Source organism: Laedolimicola ammoniilytica, assembly GCF_025567165.1.
GTDB lineage: Bacteria > Bacillota > Clostridia > Lachnospirales > Lachnospiraceae > Laedolimicola > Laedolimicola ammoniilytica.
This window is the reverse complement of sequence record NZ_JAOQKC010000030.1, coordinates 15,466-34,139: the sequence shown is the minus strand read 5'-3', so window position 1 is coordinate 34,139 and position 18,674 is coordinate 15,466. Positions and strand designations below refer to the sequence as shown.

The window sequence follows — 18,674 nt, the reverse complement described above, 5'->3', positions numbered from 1 at the left end:
AAGGTAGATAGGGCAGAGGTGGAAGTGTGGTAACACATGGAGCTGACTGTTACTAATAGGTCGAGGGCTTGACCAAGAGTGTGAAGCGAAAGCGGAACGCGAAGCGTCATAGGATAGAAAATGTCTAAGAAGATATACAGTATATAGTTTTGAAGGTACAAAGAAGTACCTGAACACTTGACAAGCGTTGAGTGATCAGGTATTATGGTATCTGAATTAAATATTCCTCGATAGCTCAGTGGTAGAGCGTTCGGCTGTTAACCGAAATGTCGTAGGTTCGAGCCCTACTCGGGGAGCTTTAAAACCTGTAAGCGTTGCTTGCAGGTTTTTTGGATCTACAATACCGTGTTACATTGAAGCGTGAAAGTCATGCTTTTTATAGAACAAAAAAAACTCCGGGGGAGGGAAACATATTTTTTTGAATTAGGATTTGAGGATAAAATAAGACCTCCCAGAATAGAAACTGGAAGGTCTTATTTCATATTGAGATTATACACAATATCAGGTGGTACATTCTTAGCAGAGCTCATCCGCCAACGCCTCGATCTGGCCGCGGCTGTCCTCATTTAAAGCGGACAGGATGCGGACGTCGGTTTCGGCGTAGGTCAGTTTCTTGCTGTTTTCCAGCAGGGCTTTCATGCCTTTGACTGCGGTCGGGGCCCAGGAACCATTTTCTATGAAGGCCACGGTGCGGTTCTGGTAGCTGCGGTCGGTCAGATGCTGGATAAAATCGCGCATGAACGGGAAGATGCCGCCGTTGTAGGTGACGGTGGCAAGAACCAGCTTGCTGTAGCGAAACGCGTCTTCTACGGCTTCCGCCATGTCGGCACGAGCCAGATCGTGAACGATAACGTTCGGGCAGCCCTTAGTGCGGAGCCTATCAGCCAGCAGCTCGACAGCTTCCTGCGTGTGACCATAGACAGAGGTGTAAGCGATGACGATACCGTCCTCCTCCGGCTGGTAGGATGACCAGGTGTTGTAGAGATTCAGATAGTAGCCCAGATTTTCCGTGAGCACAGGTCCGTGCAGGGGGCAGATGGTCTGGATATCCAGCGTAGCGGCTTTTTTCAGCAAGTTCTGTACCTGTACGCCGAACTTACCGACGATACCGATGTAGTAGCGCCGCGCTTCCGAAGCCCAGTCCTCTTCCACGTCCAGAGCACCGAATTTACCAAAGCCGTCAGCAGAGAACAGTACCTTATCGCAGGTATCATAGGTCACCATGACCTCCGGCCAGTGAACCATCGGAGCGGCCACAAAAGCCAGGGTGTGTTTGCCCAGGCAGAGGGTATCGCCTTCCTTGATGACGATCTGGCGGTCAGCGTAATCGGTGCCGAAGAACTGCTTCATCATGGCGAAAGCCTTGGCGCTGGATACGACGGTAGTGTCCGGATAGAACTCCATAAATTTAGCGATATTGGCGGAATGATCCGGCTCCATGTGCTGTACGATCAGGTAATCCGGATGACGGTCGCCCAGGAGAGCACAGATCTGATTCAGCCATGCCTGTCCGAAATGGGCGTCCACCGTGTCCATGATGGCGATTTTCTCGTCCAGGATGACGTAGGAATTGTATGCCATACCATTCGGAACCACATACTGACCCTCAAAGAGATCCACATCATGGTCATTGACGCCAACATATCGAATATCTTTTGTAATTTCCATTTTTGAATACGCTCCTTTTAGTTAAGATAGGTTCATTATAACATATTTGAAATAAAGTGTATAGAATAAGAAAGAATCCTGCAAAGCAGGATTCTCCGCCTGCGGCTGATCGCGTAAGCGACATACTACATCTCCGCCGCAGTGCGATAATATTTTTTATGTAACAGGGGATTCCATAGGAATTTCCTGTTACATGAAAAAGGCGTATCGGAGAAACCGATACGCCAAAAATCCATTTAAAATTCTATCGTCTGATCATCACGCAGTTCCAGATACACATGCCCCATACTCACATAGAAGTAAGGCCGAATCCACAGAAATCCGATGCCCATGGATCCGATGCCCAGAAGACACAGGGGCAGGAAACCGAGCCACAGGCGCAGGATGCGGATGTACTGGCCCTGCATGAGTCTGCGACTGGTCTGCAGCGCGTTATGAGCGGAACAGTACGGGTCATCCAGCAGCACGAATTCGGTCAGGCACCAGGGCAGGGAAATCAGGACTGCAGGGATAATGGCAAGCAGCGCATAGGCTGCCATGTGGGTCATCAACTGAATGACTTCAGTAGGCATATTTGCCAGATCGATGCTTAAGGGCAACCGGAGATAGCAGTACAGCGCAGGCGCAAACCAGACCAGGGAGACCGCGTAGCGGAACAGATAGGTCAGGATAAAGGTATCCGGCTGGGCACGGAAGGCGTAGAAGAGAAGTCCCGGTTGATTGACAGGAGCCTTCCGGCAGAGGGAGTAGAGATAGCGAATCAGTCCCACAGTAAGCAGCGCATTTAAAAGCAGGACAATCAGATTCAGAACCCAGAATAGCACCTGGTTCAGCACTAGCGGCGATGCACCCAGACTGGTGGACTGCAGGACGATGGTCAGGGCCATAGTAAATATGGTCAGGCTGATATTCAGATTCACGGCAAAGAAATAGTTACCGGTGAGGGTTATACGAGCCTGACGGCGGATTTCCTTCGGTCTCATCATAACGCGCCACCTCCTGTCGTCGGAAGCTGGGTGGACAGCTGATTATAGAGATCAGAAATAGCCTGCTGCAGGGCGTCCGGATCCATCAGGGTCTCCAGCCCGAAAAGCTGAATGGCCAGATAGAAGCCCAGAACCAGAATTACGACGGTGATGACGATAGAAAGAATCGAAACTGTCATGCCGCCTACAGCCTTTGGGGAAAGCCGGTAGCTGTCGCCTTTGGAGAGATGGGCGAAGAGAATGCTCATACAGCCCATGGGCAGGGCAAAATAGATAAAGTAAATGCTGATCACAGAAAGAAGGGTCAGCACGCCGAGCACCAGCGACAGAGTTGCCATTTTGTTCGGCTGTCTTTTATAGGGATTGAAATTCGGTTGTTGAAAATTCATATTCGGTTGTTCGGTATGATTGTAATCCATAAAAAATCCTCCTAAATAAACATGATAACACAGGAAAAAGGGAAAGACAATGAAATCTTAAAATCTACATCATGCGAAAGCAAACAGATCAGAAGTGGGAGACAGTAAAGTTACGGCTTGCGATGAGAGGTGGATTTTCGTATAATAAGGACAGTGCCCGCGATCGGAAAAGGTCATGGCGGAAGACAGGAGGAACACTCTATGGATATTAGTAAGAAACTGACGGAGGAGCTGGGCGTTCAGCGGTGGCAGGTGGAGGCCGCGGTGAAGCTCATCGACGAGGGGAATACAATTCCATTTATTTCCAGATACAGAAAGGAAGCGACCGGATCTCTGAACGACGAGGTGCTGCGTAATCTCTACGAGCGGCTGAATTACCTTCGGGGACTGGAGGATAAGAAAAATCAGGTGCTGGGAAGCATCCAGGAGCAGGGCAAGCTGACGGAGGAGTTGAAGGCACAGATTCTGGCAGCAGAGACTCTGGTGGAAGTAGACGACCTGTACCGCCCCTACCGGCCAAAACGGCGCACCCGGGCTACCATTGCCAAGGAAAAAGGTCTGGAGGGCCTGGCAGACGTGCTGCGGCTGCAGATGACGAAAAAGCCACTGGCGGAAGAGGCCGCTGCGTACATTTCCGAGGAAAAGGGCGTGCTGATTGCGGAGGACGCTATCGCGGGGGCCGGGGATATCCTGGCGGAGGCCATCTCCGATGAGGCGGATTACCGGACCTATATCCGGAAGGCCACCTTCGACGAGGGACAGCTGATATCCGAAGCTAAGGATGAGAAGGCGCAGACCGTCTATGAGATGTATTATCACTACGAAGAGCCTGTGAAAAAGGCAGCCGGACACCGGATTTTGGCCCTGAACCGGGGCGAGGCGGAGAAGGTGCTGAACGTCCGTGTGGAAGCGCCGGAGGAGCGCATCCTGCGGTATCTGGAGAAGAAGGTCATCGTGCGGGACAATCCGCATACCACGCCGACTCTGAAATCCGTCATCGCGGACAGCTACAGCCGCCTGATCGCGCCGTCCATCGAACGGGAAATCCGAAACGAGCTGACGGAAAAGGCAGAGGACGGAGCCATCAATGTCTTTGGAAAGAACCTGAAGCAGCTTCTGATGCAGCCGCCCATCGTGGGTCAGGTGGTGCTGGGCTGGGATCCGGCCTTCCGTACCGGCTGTAAGCTGGCCGTGGTGGACGCCACCGGCAAGGTGCTGAATACAGTGGTCATTTATCCGACTGCGCCCCAGAATAAGGTGACAGAGGCCAAAGCGACCCTGAAAAAGCTGATTGCCAAGTACGGCATTACTCTGATATCCGTGGGTAACGGAACCGCCTCCCGGGAGTCCGAGCAGGTTATCGTGGAGCTCATCAGGGAGCTGCCCACGCCGGTCCGCTACGTCATTGTAAATGAGGCTGGGGCCTCGGTCTATTCCGCCAGCAAGCTGGCCACAGAGGAATTTCCGAACTTCGATGTGGGACAGCGAAGCGCCGCGTCCATCGCCCGGAGACTCCAGGATCCCTTGGCAGAGCTGGTCAAGATCGATCCCCGCTCCATCGGCGTGGGTCAGTATCAGCACGACATGAATCAGAAGAAGCTGGGAGATGCCCTGTCCGGCGTGGTAGAGGATTGCGTAAATAAAGTCGGTGTAGATCTGAATACGGCCTCCGCGCCGCTTCTGGAGTACGTCTCCGGCATCAATAAGACCCTGGCAAAGAATATCGTAGCCTACCGGGAAGAGAATGGCCGTTTTACCAGCCGCAGAGAGCTTCTGAAGGTGTCCAAGCTGGGTCCAAAGGCCTTTGAACAGTGCGCGGGCTTCTTACGCATCACAGACGGCAAGAACCCCCTGGACGCTACCAGCGTGCATCCGGAGTCCTATGCCAGCGCCGAGAAGCTGCTGACCACCATGGGTTATACCACAGACGACCTGAAAAAGGGCGGTATCAAGGGTCTGTCCGGGAAGATTCATGATTATAAGCACCTGGCAGAGAAGCTGGAAATCGGCGAGCTGACTCTGCGAGATATCGTCAAGGAACTGGAAAAACCGGGGCGGGATCCCCGTGACGAGATGCCGAAGCCCATTCTCCGTACCGATGTGCTGGAAATGAAAGACTTAAAGCCCGGTATGGTGCTGAAGGGTACCGTCCGCAACGTTATTGATTTTGGCGTCTTTGTGGATATCGGCGTCCATCAGGACGGCCTGGTACACATTTCCCAGATTACCGATCGGTATATTAAGCACCCGCTGGAGGTGTTGAGCGTGGGAGATATCGTGGACGTGAAGGTTCTTAGCGTAGATTTACAGAAGAAGCGAATCGCATTGACCATGAAAGACGTAAAATAGGATATAAAAAATGCTCCGGCAGGTGGGTGAAACCTGTCGGAGCATTTTGCTTTTTCTTTCTTATTTCTTATACAGAATCCGGATAGAATTCAGCACGCACAGCATAGCCACGCCCGTGTCGGCGAATACAGCCAGCCACATATTCGGGTGTCCGGCCAGCCCAAGAATCATAACCGCGATCTTAATAATCAAAGCGAATACCACGTTTTGAACGGCGATATGGTTGGTGCTGCGGGCGATGGAGATAGCCGTCGGTACAGATTCCATACTGGAGGTCATAAATACCGCGTCAGCCGCCTCGATAGCTGCGTCAGCGCCGTTTCCCATAGCTGCGCCTACGTCAGCGCCGGCCAGAACCGGAGCGTCGTTGATACCGTCGCCGACAAACATGATGTTGCCGTTCTGCTCGCGGAGCTTGGCCATAATACTCAGCTTATCCTGGGGAAGAAGCTTTGCGTGAACTTCGTCGATGCCAGCCATCTTCGCTACGGCCTCAGCGCTTTCCTGCGCGTCGCCGGTCAGCATCACAGTGCGAAGACCCATTTTTTTCAGGCGTGCAATGGCAGATTTCGCGTCGGCCTTCAGAGTATCGGAGATCACCAGATATCCGGCCAGCTTACCGTCTACAGCCAGAAAGACCTCGGAGCCGTAGCCAGTGTCGATGGCAGCGTTCATAGCCACCTGATTTTCGTCCATCAGCTTCTGATTTCCGCAGAGCACCTTACCTGCAGCAAGAGAAGCGGAGATACCGTGGCCTGCGATTTCTTCCAGAAAAGCGGGCTTCTCCAGAGCGACTCCCTTCTCCTGTGCGGCCGCTACGATGCTGGCTGCGATCGGGTGGGTAGAGAACTGCTCGCAGCTTGCGCAGATGCGAAGCAGCTCATCCTCGGAAATGGATCCGGTGGAAACGATCTTTTGAAGTTTGAAGTTACCCTCGGTCACGGTACCGGTCTTATCCATGACCACAGCGCCCAGGTTGCTTAAGGCTTCCATAGCCACGCCGCCCTTGAACAGGATCCCCTTCTTGGAGCCTGCGCCGATACCGGAGAAGAATGCCAGCGGTACGCTGAGTACAAGGGCGCAGGGGCAACTCATAACCAGGAACGTAATCGCGGTATAAATCCACTGATGCCAGTTGCCGGTCACCAGAGACGGAATAATGGCAGTTATCAAAGCCAGGGTTACGACGATGGGAGTGTAAACCTTGGAGAACCGGGTAATAAAGCGGTCGATCTTCGGCTTGCTCGCGGCCGCGTTTTCTACGGAATCCAGGATACGGGTTACCATAGACTCGGACAAAGGCTTCTCTACGCGAATCTTCAGCTGACCGGAGGTGTTCACACAGCCGGAGGTGATGTCGTCTCCGGCCTTTACAGCCACCGGAACAGGCTCGCCGGTAATCGGTGAAGTATCCAGACGGCTCTCGCCCTCAAGAATTATGCCGTCCAGCGGAATACGGTCGCCCGGGCGGATCATCAGGACATCGCCCACCTTGGCGTTCTCAGCCGGGATGACTTTGATATCGTCGCCCTGTATCAGATTGACGACCTCGGGACGCATATCCACAGCGTCCATGATCTGTCCGCGGCTTCGCTCTACGGCCTTGTGCTCGAAGAACTCGCCGATGCGGTAGAAGAGCATAACGCCCATAGCCTCGGGATACATGCCGATGGCAAATGCGCCCAGTGTCGCGATACCCATCAGGAAGTTTTCATCGAAGATCTGACCATGGGAAATGTTCCTGACAGCGGTCACCAGGACGCCGGCACCCAGAATCAGATAACCAATGACAAATATGGGCAGTGTAACCATGGCGGCAGCACCCATATGGCTTAAAATCTCGCCGACTACGAAGAGAACCGCGCCGATGATGATGGAAATGAGTTCTCTGCGCTCGTTCTTTTTCTCTTCTTCCCTGGCAGACTGTGCTGCGGCGTTCTTGGCGGCGGATTTCGGGGACGGGTCACGCTCTACAATGGTGACGCCCTCCTCCAGGGCTGCGCTGACGCGACGAATCTCGTCGATGAGAGCGTCCGGATTCTCGGCAGTGATGCGGAGCTGCCTGGTGGCGTAGGTCAGAACGGCATTTTCCACGCCGGGCACCTCGTTGATACGCTCTTCCACTTTGGCCGCGCAATGCGCGCAGTCCAGACCGTTGATGATGTATACTTTTGCTTTTGCAGATGCATTCACGGTTTTCGGAACAATTTTCACTTCGGACTCAATGGAAGAGCAGATGTGCTGCATTTCCGGCAGCAGGGCATCCGGATCAGCGGCCAGGACACGGAGCTGCCTGGTGGCGAAGGTGATGGTGGCTTCCTCTACGCCGGGCAGGGCGTTGATTTTCTCTTCCATCTTGGAAGCACAGTGGGCGCAGCCAAGGTTTTCGATGATGTAGACTTCCTTGCGGGCAGCAGTGCTGTGCTCGTGATGATGTTCATGGTGATGATGCTCATGGCCGCAGCCACAGGAGTCGCCATGTTCATGGTGATGATGCTCATGCTCCTCATGGCCATGATCGTGGCCGCAGCCACAGGAGTCGCCATGCTCGTGGTGATGATGCTCGTGCTCCTCATGGCCATGCTCATGGCCGCAGCCACAGGAGTCGCCATGCTCGTGGTGATGATGCTCGTGCTCCTCATGGTCATGCTCATGATGATCGTGCCCGCAGCCACAGCCGCATTCCTCGTCGTGGTCATGCTCGTGATGCTGATGCGCATGCTCTTCATGCTCATGATGATGTTCGTGGTCATGGTCATGCTCGTGTTCACAACCGCAGCCACAGTGCTCCTCATGCCCGGCTACGGGATTCAGTTTCTCTCTGTCCATATCAGCCATAATATCTATCTCCTTTGAAAATATATTCATATATGTTTAACTGTTCATATGATGATTTAACCACGTTTGCATAGGAATGTCAAGGAGAAAATAGAAAAAAGAATAAATTTTAAAAGACCGGAAACAAAGAAAAAATCATGGAATAAATATTGAGAGAAAATGTCATTTATGGTAAAATCATGAAATACAGAAAATTACCGGGGGGTAAAAGTTGCCTTATAATTTAAAGAAGATTGCGGAAGAGTCAGGTTATTCTATCTCAACGGTTTCCCGCGTGATCAATGGAAAAGGAAGAATCTCACAGAAGACCAAGGATGAGATTTTGAAGATAGCGAAGGAACATCATTATGTACCGAATCAGGTGGCACGTTCTTTGAAAAACAGCAAGACCAATACCATCGGAATCATCGTTCCGGATATCCGGGACTATTTTAATCTGGTCATCAAAGCAGCAGATAACGTATTTTCCACGGAAGGATATTCGATTCTGCTGGCGGACTCCAATGAAGATCCGGAAAAGGAGGAGAACTATATCCGGCTTATGTACGAAAAGCGGGTGGACGGACTGATTCTGGCCACTGTCGCGGAGGAGCACGAGGCGCTGGAGATGTATTTTCAGAGCGGCGTCCCGGTTATTTTCATCGACAATCTGCCCCATGTGAAGCCGGAATACGAGGACTGTGTGCTGCTGGACAACAGCCGGGCAAGTGCCCTGGCGGTGGAGTGCCTGGCAAAAGCGGGGCATGAGCAGATAGCAGTTATCGTCGGTAATGAGCGGGAGACTACGGGACTGGAACGGCTTCGTGGGTTCCGGAATGCCTTAGAGGATCACGGGTTGAAAGCGATACCGGAGCTGATGAAGAAGGGCGATTACCAGGTGGAGGGAGGCTACCGCTGTATGCGGGAGCTTCTGGAGGCCAGGGAGGCGCACCCCTTTACAGCGGTCTATGTCAGCTCCTATAAGATGTCCTGCGGAGCCCTGAAGGCCATTCGGGAGCAGGGGCTTCGGATTCCGGAGGATGTGGCGGTGGTGGCCTTTGATTTTCTGGATGAGACGGGCTTAAATGTGCCGTCGATCACAACGATTACGCAGCCCACGGAGAGCATCGGAACCATCGCGGCTAACCGGATGCTGGCGCGGCTCCGATGCGAAAAGGGGACGGAGATTATTGCCCAGCGGATTCTGCTGGCCCCTGCGCTCCAGAAGGGTGACAGCAGCAGGAGATAAAGACAGAGCAAGAGCTTGCGCAAATATGGAGGTGCGCAAGCTCTTTTTACAGGAGAAGATAATATAATAGGTAAAAAGCAATTTTATTTTTTAATCGCAGCGGTGGACTGGCCCAGTTTAATGACCGGATTGACGAAGGATACGGAATCTTCCTCTTCCGGGGACAGCTCCACATTGTCAATGGACTGGAGCAGCTTATGTACCATCAGCTTGCCAATCAGCTTGCCGGGCTGCAGCACGGAGGTGATACTGGGAGAGAATAGCCGATCCCGGTCTTCCATATCGAAGCCGATGAAGGAGAAGTCCTCAGGATAGCTGAGGCCGTAATCCTTAATGGCATGGATGGCGGAGCATGACATCCGGTAGGTGGACACGATGACCGCAGTGAACGGGTGATCCTCCCGGCTTAAGATCAGTTCTTCCATGGAAGAATAGCCTGCGTCCAGGTAGTAAAGTCCCTCTTTGATCAGGTTTTGGTCAACCTCCAGATTATGTTTTTTCATGGCTTCCATGAAACCGTCGCGACGGTATTTCGCCGTACTTTCCTTGGTATTTCCACAAATCAGGGCAATTTTTTTGTGTCCAAGCTTTACCAGGTGGTCCACCGCGATTTCCGTGGCTTTGATGTTGTTCAGGACCACCTTGCTACAGACCAGATCGGCAGGTTCGTTGTCGAAGAAAATTACGGGAATATCACTGCTCTCATAGACGTCGGTCCATGCAAAGGTGTCAGAAACAGTCGCCAGCATCAGGCCATCCACCTGAGACTGGTACATGAGCTTGATATAGTTGGCTTCCTTCAGCGGATCCTCGTGGGAGTCCGCCAGAATCATGGAATAATTGTGAGCGGACAACTCGGATTCCGTTCCCTTTATAACTTCTGAAAAATAATCACCGATATCCGGAACAATCAATCCTACAATATTTGTCTTTTTCTGTCTTAATGACTGAGCAATACGGTTCGGGGAATAATTATATTTTTTTGCGGTATCCATTACCAGGCGCCGGGTTTCAGCGGAAACCCGGCCGGTATTGTTCAGTGCTCTCGAAACTGTCGAAATGGACAGGTTTAGTTCGTCTGCTATTTCCTTTAAGCCGTTTGCCATAAGCGTGTCCCCTCTTAAATCAGAATAAATCCATCTTTGAGAGGATCGTTTGCAGATACAACGAAGTCGCTTAAGGCGGTGATGTAGGCGGAACCGGTAATCTTCGGGATGCCGCCGATATAGCCGCAGGTATCCAGGCGCTCATCAATTCTTCCGGCAAAGCGGGTGCCAATGATGCTTTCCTGGACAAAGGACTGACCAAGCGCAATATTTCCATGGCCCAATTCTGCCGCTACGCGGGCAGAGGTACCGGTGCCGCAGGGAGAGCGGTCTACGGCTGTGGAATTGCCTTCCTCCACCGGAATCAGGATGACCACTTCTTTACTGTCAGCGCCGTCGGTACCGGGCTGTGTGAACATGACGCTGTGGATGCGGTCCATGAAAGGCTGCTCCGGATGTACAAAGCCAATTTCCGGCTGTGCCACATTGAATACCTTATGTGCTGCCTCCATCAGTTCATTGATATTGGCCGGATCTACGGTCAGACCAAATTTCTCCACCGGAACGATGGCGTAGGCCATGCCGCCAAAGGCCACGTCGCAGGGAACCTTGCCATATCCTTCGATCTCCAGCTCTTTACTTGCATAGAGGAAAGAAGGCACATTTGCAAAGGTCACTTCCTTTACGTTGCCGTTCTCAACCTTTACCTCTGCGGTAACGAGGCCAGCAGGCGTATCCAGCTTCACAGTGGTCACCGGCTCTTTTTTTTCTACCATACCAAGCTCCACAAGGACCGTGGACACGGCGATGGTGCTGTGGCCGCACATGGTCATGTAGTCGCAGGCGTCAAAATAGAGAATACCCATATCAGCCTCGGGATTGCAGGGCGGCACATAGAGTGCGCCGGACATGCTGGCGTGGCCTCTGGGCTCCTGCATCACGACCTTGCGGATCCAGTCGTGGTGATCGTGCAGGTACTGCATCTTCTCCGCCATGGTATTGCCCTTAATCTGCGGAGCGCCGCCTACGATGTGGCGGGTGGGACTTCCTGCGGTGTGGGTCTCGATGATTTTTAAAATTCTTTCAAATTGCATAAGTGGTAACCTCCAGTTTGATTATATAGTAGTTTCCCCGTTGAACAAATGATAAGAGCAAAGGTTTGCACAAATCTTTCTTTTAATATAAAATATAAGCAGATAATCTGTCAAGAGTAAAAATTCCAAAAAAATATGGAAATTGTTCAAAAAGTTGAAAAAAGCGGAATTGCATCCTTGCAATTGAGAAAAAAATATCGACAAGAAAGCAGTATGCACAAAAAATCTCGGATAAAATTGTGCAGAATGGTAGAAGTTAAAAAACATCTTGAAATTGATTGTGAACTATTTTATAATCACAACTGTAAACAAACGGTGCAAACGTTTGTGCACGGAAAGCAATTTTTTGAACTAAGGAGGGTATTTATGAAGAGAGCAACAAAAATGGTCGCGTTACTGTTATCGGCAGCAATGATGGTTGGCCTGACTGCATGCGGGGGTAATGCAGCGGACGATACCGCAGCTTCCAGTGACACACAGGAGACAACGGCAAGTGGTGATACCGCAACGGATGACGACATGATTTATTTCGCTGCAGTAGGTCCTCTGACCGGAACTCAGGCAGACTTCGGAAAACATGCGCTGTGGGGTGCGCAGGTGGCTGTAGACGAGATTAACGCAGCAGGCGGTATCCTTGGAAAGCAGGTTGGCATCAAATCTTACGATGATGAGAACGTGGCAGAAAAGGCTGCTGCTGCAGCAGAACTGATTGTATCTGATCCTTCTGTCGTAGCAGTTGCGGCAGCGCACTACAGCAGCAGTATCGCTCTGGTAGGCGCTCCGATTTACCAGGAGGGCGGCATTCCGGCGATTTCCAACTCCGCTTCCCATCCGGACTATTCCGCAGTCGGTGATTACATCTTCCGTAACAACCTGACAGAGGAAGACGAGTTCCGTTTCGCGTTCCAGATGCCGGTAGTGGCAGGCGCGAAGAAGGTAGCTATCGTATCTCTGATGTCTGACTTCGGACAGCTCTTCACAGACGACATGGTAGAGATGGCAAAAGAGTACGGCGAGCAGCTTGGTTTTGAAATTGTCTGTGAATCCTATTTTACAGACGGCACTGTAGACTTTGCTCCGAACATCGCAGAGGTTAAGAGCTCCGGTGCTGACACCATCATGTTCTCCGCAGAGTACAATAACCTGGCGGCATTCGCACAGCAGCTGCGAAAGACAGATACCGACACCCAGATCATCGGCCTGATGACTACATACAACGGCGAGCTGATTAAGCTGGCAGGCGACACCGTAAACGGCATGTACCTGTACTCCTGCTTCGATCCGAACAGCGACAGCGCAGTAGTTCAGCAGTTTGTAAAAGAGTACTCTGATGCCAATGGCATGCAGCCGGACTTCGTAGCAGCGAACGCATACGACTCTGTATACATGCTGAAGAATGCTATTGAGAAAGCTGGAAGCTATGACAGAGAAGCCATCAAGGACGCTCTTTATGAGGTATCTTTCGACGGAACACAGGGCAACATTCACTTCAAGGAAAATGGTGATGTTGAGAAGGTTGCAGTTGCATTCAAGATTGAGAACGGTGAGTTTGTAGGTCTGCCGGATGCATTCAAACTGTGGGATGACTTTATTGCTCAGTAATTTAAGTTATTTCATGATTCCATGATAAAACTTCCATTATATGCATGGTGTGAACGCAGCTTCACACCATGCATGAACAAAGGGGTAGGAATATGCTATTACAACAGTTATTAGGTGGAATTTCCATCGGATTTATATACGCTATTGTAGCAGTAGGTTATTCGCTGGTATTTGGTGTTCTGGGAATTATGAATATGGCTCACGCATCAACATTTACGTTGGGAGCTCATTTCATTCTGATGTTTATCACCATGAATTTCGGAGTAATCCCGGGATTTATAGCTAGTTTGATTCTGACCGGAATTATTAATATGTGTTACGATAGCTTCATTTTGTCCCCGCTGCGCAGCAGACCGGGCGGAACAGGAATCACTGTACTGATTACGGCGATTGGTTTCAACTATATTTTACAGAATCTTTGTCTGGTTATCTGGGGAAGCGAGAGAAAGGCTTTCCCGAACATTTTTAACTTTGGAACATTACAGTTATTTGGTTATGCGATAGATTCAACTCAGGTTTCTATTATTATTGTATCCGTAGTACTGCTTGCGCTGCTTTCCTATCTGCTTTACGGAACAAACTTTGGTCTGGCAATGAGAGCCATTCAGCAGAACATGAAAGCGTCCAAGCTGATGGGTATTAATACAAAAATAGTTATTTCCGTTACATTCTTTATCAGTGGAGCTTCTGCGGTAGTGGCGAGCTTCATGGTAGCAAGTTATTACCAGTTGGTATATCCGACCATGGGTATCACTCTTGGAGCGAAGGCTTTCGCTTCCGCGGTACTGGGAGGACTTGGCTTACTGCACGGCGCTGCGGTGGGAGGCCTGGTAATCGGAATCCTGGAATGTATTGCGGTTATGGTATTCGGAGGAACTTATAGAGATGCAGTTGCTTTCATTATCTTAATCCTTGTTCTTTGCGTAAAGCCTACGGGATTGTTCGGAAAGAAGATCGATCAGAAAGTGTAAAGCAGAAAGGTTGCTGTAATTATGAAGAAAAAATTGAACTTTACAATGAGCAGAAAGACAGAAGCAATATTGTATCTGGTAGCTGCGGCAATCTGTATAGCCATCCCGTTCCTTGGAACCGGTCAGTATGTACTCCGTACGCTTACACTGATTGGAATATATGGAATTATGGCACTGAGTCTGAATATTACGGTCGGCTACGCAGGCCAGGTTAATATGGGACATGCCGCATTCGTAGCAATCGGCGGATACGTATATGCAATGATGACATCTTATGTGGCAGGCTGGAACTGCTGGATTGCGATGCTGTTCGGTGGAATTGCCACAGCAGTTGCAGGACTACTGGTAGGTATCCCGACTCTGCGACTGAATGATGTATACTTTGTAATCGCTACCACCGGATTTTCCGAGGTAGTCAAGGTGATTACACTGAACTGGAGAAGCGCTACAAACGGTTCTCTGGGAATTAAGAATATTCAGAAATTTACACTTTTCGGCCTGGAGCTGACCAATAAGAACGGCGGTATGTACTTCCTGACCCTGGCGCTTCTGGGCGTGACCCTTTACTTCTCCTGGGCCATCAAGAATTCCAAGCTGGGACGCTCGCTTTTCGCACTGAAGGACGACGAGCTGGCGGCGAATCTGATGGGAATCCGGACAGGACGTCAGAAGATTTACGCTTTCGTATTATCTTCCTTCCTGGCAGGTATCTCCGGAGCATTATATGTCTGTCTGAACACGTATGTAGGACCGGATACTTTCACAGCGGATATATCCACCGTTATCCTCTGTATCGTAATCTTCGGCGGACTTGGTTCCTTAAAAGGTATGCTGATTGGTTCTCTGCTGCTGATTGCGTTCCCGGAGGTGCTGAGATTCCTTTATCTGTACAAATACATTATCTACGGACTGATTCTGGTAGTCCTGATGAGATTTAAACCCAGCGGCCTGTTCGGTTCCAGAGACAGACGCGCATACAAGCTTCCGAAGGGAGTCGTAGTGAAGGGAGGAACGGAAACGGATGAAACTGCTTGAGTTTAAAGGAGTTGCAAAGAATTTCTCGGGCCTGTCGGTACTGGAAGATGTGAACCTTTCGGTGGATCAGGGCGAAATCGTCAGCTTGATCGGACCCAACGGAGCCGGTAAGACTACTATTTTTAATCTTTTAACCGGAGTATATCAGGTTTCCGCGGGAGATATTTTCTTCGAGGGAAAAAAGATTAACGGAAAACCGATTCAGGAAATTGTAGATGCTGGAATTGCAAGAACATTCCAGAATCTTCGATTATTCCCGAATATGCGGGTAATTGAAAATGTTATGGTTGGCGACTATCACAATCAGAAATACGGATTTCTTGATATGATGTTCCGCACCAGGAAATTTAAAGAAGAAGAGCGGAAGGCGACGCAGCAGGCGGTAGATATTCTGGAGTCCATCGGAATGGCGGACAAGATCGACAATTACGCCAGCGACCTTCCTTACGGAGCCCAGAGACGGCTGGAGATCGCCCGGGCGATTGCCACCAACGCAAAGCTGATTCTGCTGGATGAGCCAGCGGCAGGCATGAACGGACAGGAGACGGAAGAGCTTCTGGAGTTCGTAAAGAGCCTTCAGAAGCGCGGATTTACCATCCTTCTGATTGAGCACGATATGAACCTGGTTATGAATATCTCAGACAGAATCTATGTACTGAATCACGGAAGAATGATTGCGGAAGGAAAGCCTGCAGAAATCAGCAAGAATCCGGCTGTAATCGAAGCATATCTTGGAACGGGAGGTGACGGGGACGATGCTGAAAGTTAAAAATCTGAAAACATCCTACGGTCATATCCACGCGCTGAAGGGAATCAACCTGGATGTGGAGCAGGGCGAAATCGTAACTCTGATTGGCAGCAACGGCGCAGGAAAAACCACCACGCTGATGTCCATCATGGGAATGCTGAAGAGTGAACTGGGTTCCATCGTGGAATTTGAGGGTGAGGATATCACCCACTGCAGCCCATCCGTTTTGGTGAAAAAAGGACTCTGTCTGGTACCGGAGGGCCGCGAAGTATTTCCGAAGCTTTCCGTACATGACAATCTCCGCCTGGGCGCTTTCACCAGAAAACAGAAGGCGGAAATTAAAGACACCTATGAAAAGGTATATGAGTTATTCCCCCGTCTGAAGGAAAGAGAAAAACAGATGGCAGGAACCCTGTCCGGAGGAGAACAGCAGATGCTGGCTATCGGGCGCGCCCTGATGGCGCAGCCGAGACTTCTGATGCTGGACGAGCCGTCTCTGGGCCTTGCTCCCAACATCGTACAGCAGATTTTCGCGCTGATTAAGCAGATCAACGAGCAGGGAACCACGGTTCTCTTGGTAGAGCAGAACGCTTATCAGGCGCTTCGAATCGCAGACAGAGGCTATATCATCGAGACTGGTTACGGAAGATTATCCGGAGACGCTAAGGAGCTTCGCGAGAGCGACGAAGTAAGACGGGCATATCTGGGTAATGTAGGAGATTGATTACAAGAGGTGAGACTATGAAAAAAGACCAGATTTCCATCAATCTGGAATCGCTCCAGGATCGGATGGGCAACACTGTGGAAATCCGCGAGACCATGAAAGGCCTGAAGGAAGCAGGCTATGAATATGTAGAGGTACTTCATTTTCTGAATCCGGACGACGGGACGACCTGGAAAGAGATTCTGGATGAATGCGGTATGCATGCAAGCTCCATTCATGAATTATATGAGGATATCGAGAAAGAGCCGGAGCGTATGGTGGAAAAAGCGAAATCCCTGGGCTGCAAATACATCGCCTGCGGACTTTCCAGATTCACCGTATGGGAGGACGAGAATTCTTTAAAGGAGTTGACCGACGGACTGAATCGTCTGGGTAAATATTTTAAGGAACAGGGACTTGAGCTTCTGTACCACAACCACAACATGGAATTCGCGAAATACGACGGAAAGCACACAGCGCTGGAATATATTTTCGCGAATACCGCCCCGGAGGTGGTAGGAGCAGAGCTGGATGCTTACTGGGTACACTTAAGTGGTTCTACACCGGCGGCCTGGTGTCAGAAGCTTGGTAGGAGGCTGAAGGCCATCCACTTAAAGGATCTGGGCGTCACCGGAATCAGCACGCCGGAGAAATACATCAAGACACCTTCCGTCATGGCGTTGGGATATGGAAACCTGGATATCGAGGGTATCGTAAAGGCGGCAGATGAAGCGGGATGTCAGTGGTTTATCGTGGAGACCCATACCGGATGGATCAACAACGATTCCCTTTACACAGCGGGCTTATCTTATAAGTACTTGATGAACTTAAGTGAGAACTAAATTAAATTTTTTAATAAAGAGGAGGAAATAACTATGAAATTCGATTTTACTGGAAAGATTTGTGCGGTAACAGGCGCGGGCGCAGGCATGGGACAGGCGATTTCTCTGATGCTGGCAGAGTCCGGAGCAAAGGCAGTGGTTATGGTAGACTTGTCTGAGAAGCACATGGCGGAGACCATCGATAAGATGAAAGCCATCGGAACCGATTACAAATGTGTATACGGCGACCTTTCCCAGGTGGAATTCGCGAAAAAATTCGTGGAGGAGACTATCGAGACCTATGGCACCATCGACGTATTGGTGAACGTAGCCGGAATCGTACAGGTAAATTCTCTGGATACCATCACAGAGGCTGATTTCGACAGAACCATGGCTATCAATGTAAAGGCTCCCATGTTCGCGACTCAGGTAGCAGCAAGAAAGATGGTAGAGCAGGGACACGGTTCCATCGTAGTCATCGCTTCCACAGCAGGTATCATGGGCGTAGGCAACAGAATGGCATACTCCACATCCAAGGGCGCTCTGGTTATTATGTGCAAGTCCATTGCGGCTGAGCTGGCAGGAACCAACGTAAGAATCAACTGCGTATGCCCGGGCACTGTAGATACTCCTTCCATGGAGAAGAGATTCCAGGCGATGCCGGATCCGGTAGCAGGAAAGAAAGCCTTCCTGGCAAAGGAACTCAACGGTCGTATCGGTACTTCCGAGGAGATTGCGAAGACGGTACTGTTCGCAGCAAGCGACGAGGTAGATTACCTGAACGGCGCAGCCCTGATCGTAGACGGCGGTATGACCTGCTGTACAGGTAAGAATTAATCTATTCGATTTATTTGGAGGCAATCATGAGTATAAAAAAACATCCGATTTTAGGCGACGCGCCTGAAGTGGAAGAAGTAACGGTAATCCTTGACGGGGTGCCGATCAAGGTAGAAAAGGGACAGATGATTGCAGCGGCGCTTCTGGAAAAGGGAGTGCGTGTAAACAGATATACCCGTAAGAATCATGCGGCGAGAGGAATTTTCTGCGGAATTGGTCAGTGTACGGACTGTGTTATGATTGTGAATGGTCAGCGGAATGTACGGACCTGCATTACTCCGGTAGAAGACGGCATGATTATCGAGACTCAGAACCGGACGGAGGAGTAG

Annotated in this window: 16 protein-coding genes and 1 tRNA gene; 11 read left to right on the top strand and 6 right to left on the bottom strand. The window is 50.5% G+C overall.

The window, feature by feature from the left end:
- The first annotated feature begins 224 nt into the window (after positions 1-224).
- A tRNA-Asn gene (locus tag OCV63_RS15930) sits at positions 225-296 on the top strand.
- A gap of 220 nt (positions 297-516) precedes the next feature.
- Here the strand turns inward: OCV63_RS15930 and OCV63_RS15925 are convergent.
- The 3 genes from OCV63_RS15925 to OCV63_RS15915 all read right to left on the bottom strand — a co-directional run bounded on the left by OCV63_RS15925 (position 517) and on the right by OCV63_RS15915 (position 3,073).
- Complete coding sequence (locus OCV63_RS15925) at positions 517-1,668, bottom strand: FprA family A-type flavoprotein (RefSeq protein ID WP_158365247.1); 1,152 nt, start codon at positions 1,666-1,668, stop codon at positions 517-519.
- Between the two features lie 236 nt (positions 1,669-1,904).
- Positions 1,905-2,654: a DUF975 family protein gene (locus OCV63_RS15920; RefSeq protein ID WP_158365246.1), complete on the bottom strand. Its 750-nt coding sequence runs from the start codon at positions 2,652-2,654 to the stop codon at positions 1,905-1,907.
- Positions 2,651-3,073: a hypothetical protein gene (locus OCV63_RS15915; protein ID WP_158365245.1), complete on the bottom strand. Its 423-nt coding sequence runs from the start codon at positions 3,071-3,073 to the stop codon at positions 2,651-2,653. Before OCV63_RS15915 ends, OCV63_RS15920 begins: the two co-directional genes overlap by 4 nt.
- 201 nt (positions 3,074-3,274) lie before the next feature.
- Between OCV63_RS15915 and OCV63_RS15910 the strand changes: the two genes are divergently transcribed.
- Entirely contained in the window at positions 3,275-5,422 is a 2,148-nt protein-coding gene (locus OCV63_RS15910; RefSeq protein WP_158365244.1) for a Tex family protein, read from the top strand.
- A gap of 60 nt (positions 5,423-5,482) precedes the next feature.
- Here the strand turns inward: OCV63_RS15910 and OCV63_RS15905 are convergent, their stop codons facing one another.
- A complete protein-coding gene (locus tag OCV63_RS15905; protein WP_262670922.1) occupies positions 5,483-8,260 on the bottom strand; it encodes a heavy metal translocating P-type ATPase in 2,778 nt (925 codons plus the stop codon).
- Between the two features lie 211 nt (positions 8,261-8,471).
- Here OCV63_RS15905 and OCV63_RS15900 point away from each other — a divergent pair, with 211 nt between their 5' ends.
- Complete coding sequence (locus OCV63_RS15900; RefSeq protein WP_158365243.1) at positions 8,472-9,488, top strand: LacI family DNA-binding transcriptional regulator; 1,017 nt, start codon at positions 8,472-8,474, stop codon at positions 9,486-9,488.
- An 83-nt stretch (positions 9,489-9,571) separates the two neighbouring features.
- Here the strand turns inward: OCV63_RS15900 and OCV63_RS15895 are convergent, their stop codons facing one another.
- Positions 9,572-10,594 (bottom strand): LacI family DNA-binding transcriptional regulator, encoded by a 1,023-nt coding sequence (locus OCV63_RS15895; protein WP_158365242.1) that lies wholly within the window; start codon positions 10,592-10,594, stop codon positions 9,572-9,574.
- 14 nt (positions 10,595-10,608) lie between these two features.
- Entirely contained in the window at positions 10,609-11,628 is a 1,020-nt protein-coding gene (locus OCV63_RS15890) for a proline racemase family protein (RefSeq protein WP_158365241.1), read from the bottom strand.
- A gap of 366 nt (positions 11,629-11,994) precedes the next feature.
- On the opposite strand from OCV63_RS15890, the gene OCV63_RS15885 reads away from it, so the two are divergent.
- The 8 genes from OCV63_RS15885 to OCV63_RS15850 all read left to right on the top strand — a co-directional run bounded on the left by OCV63_RS15885 (position 11,995) and on the right by OCV63_RS15850 (position 18,674).
- On the top strand, positions 11,995-13,230 hold the full coding sequence (locus OCV63_RS15885) for an ABC transporter substrate-binding protein (protein ID WP_262670921.1): 1,236 nt from the start codon (positions 11,995-11,997) through the stop codon (positions 13,228-13,230).
- Between the two features lie 92 nt (positions 13,231-13,322).
- Complete coding sequence (locus OCV63_RS15880) at positions 13,323-14,201, top strand: branched-chain amino acid ABC transporter permease (protein ID WP_158365239.1); 879 nt, start codon at positions 13,323-13,325, stop codon at positions 14,199-14,201.
- Positions 14,202-14,222: 21 nt separating this feature from the next.
- On the top strand, positions 14,223-15,236 hold the full coding sequence (locus OCV63_RS15875; protein ID WP_158365238.1) for a branched-chain amino acid ABC transporter permease: 1,014 nt from the start codon (positions 14,223-14,225) through the stop codon (positions 15,234-15,236).
- On the top strand, positions 15,223-16,005 hold the full coding sequence (locus tag OCV63_RS15870; protein ID WP_158365237.1) for an ABC transporter ATP-binding protein: 783 nt from the start codon (positions 15,223-15,225) through the stop codon (positions 16,003-16,005). Before OCV63_RS15875 ends, OCV63_RS15870 begins: the two co-directional genes overlap by 14 nt.
- Positions 15,992-16,708 carry an ABC transporter ATP-binding protein gene (locus OCV63_RS15865; protein WP_158365236.1) on the top strand — a complete coding sequence of 239 codons (717 nt, stop codon included), beginning with the start codon at positions 15,992-15,994 and terminating at the stop codon, positions 16,706-16,708. Before OCV63_RS15870 ends, OCV63_RS15865 begins: the two co-directional genes overlap by 14 nt.
- Positions 16,709-16,725: 17 nt before the next feature.
- Entirely contained in the window at positions 16,726-17,529 is an 804-nt protein-coding gene (locus OCV63_RS15860; protein ID WP_158365235.1) for a sugar phosphate isomerase/epimerase family protein, read from the top strand.
- 33 nt (positions 17,530-17,562) lie between these two features.
- Complete coding sequence (locus OCV63_RS15855) at positions 17,563-18,345, top strand: SDR family NAD(P)-dependent oxidoreductase (protein ID WP_158365234.1); 783 nt, start codon at positions 17,563-17,565, stop codon at positions 18,343-18,345.
- Positions 18,346-18,371: 26 nt separating this feature from the next.
- Positions 18,372-18,674 (top strand): (2Fe-2S)-binding protein, encoded by a 303-nt coding sequence (locus OCV63_RS15850; RefSeq protein WP_158365233.1) that lies wholly within the window; start codon positions 18,372-18,374, stop codon positions 18,672-18,674.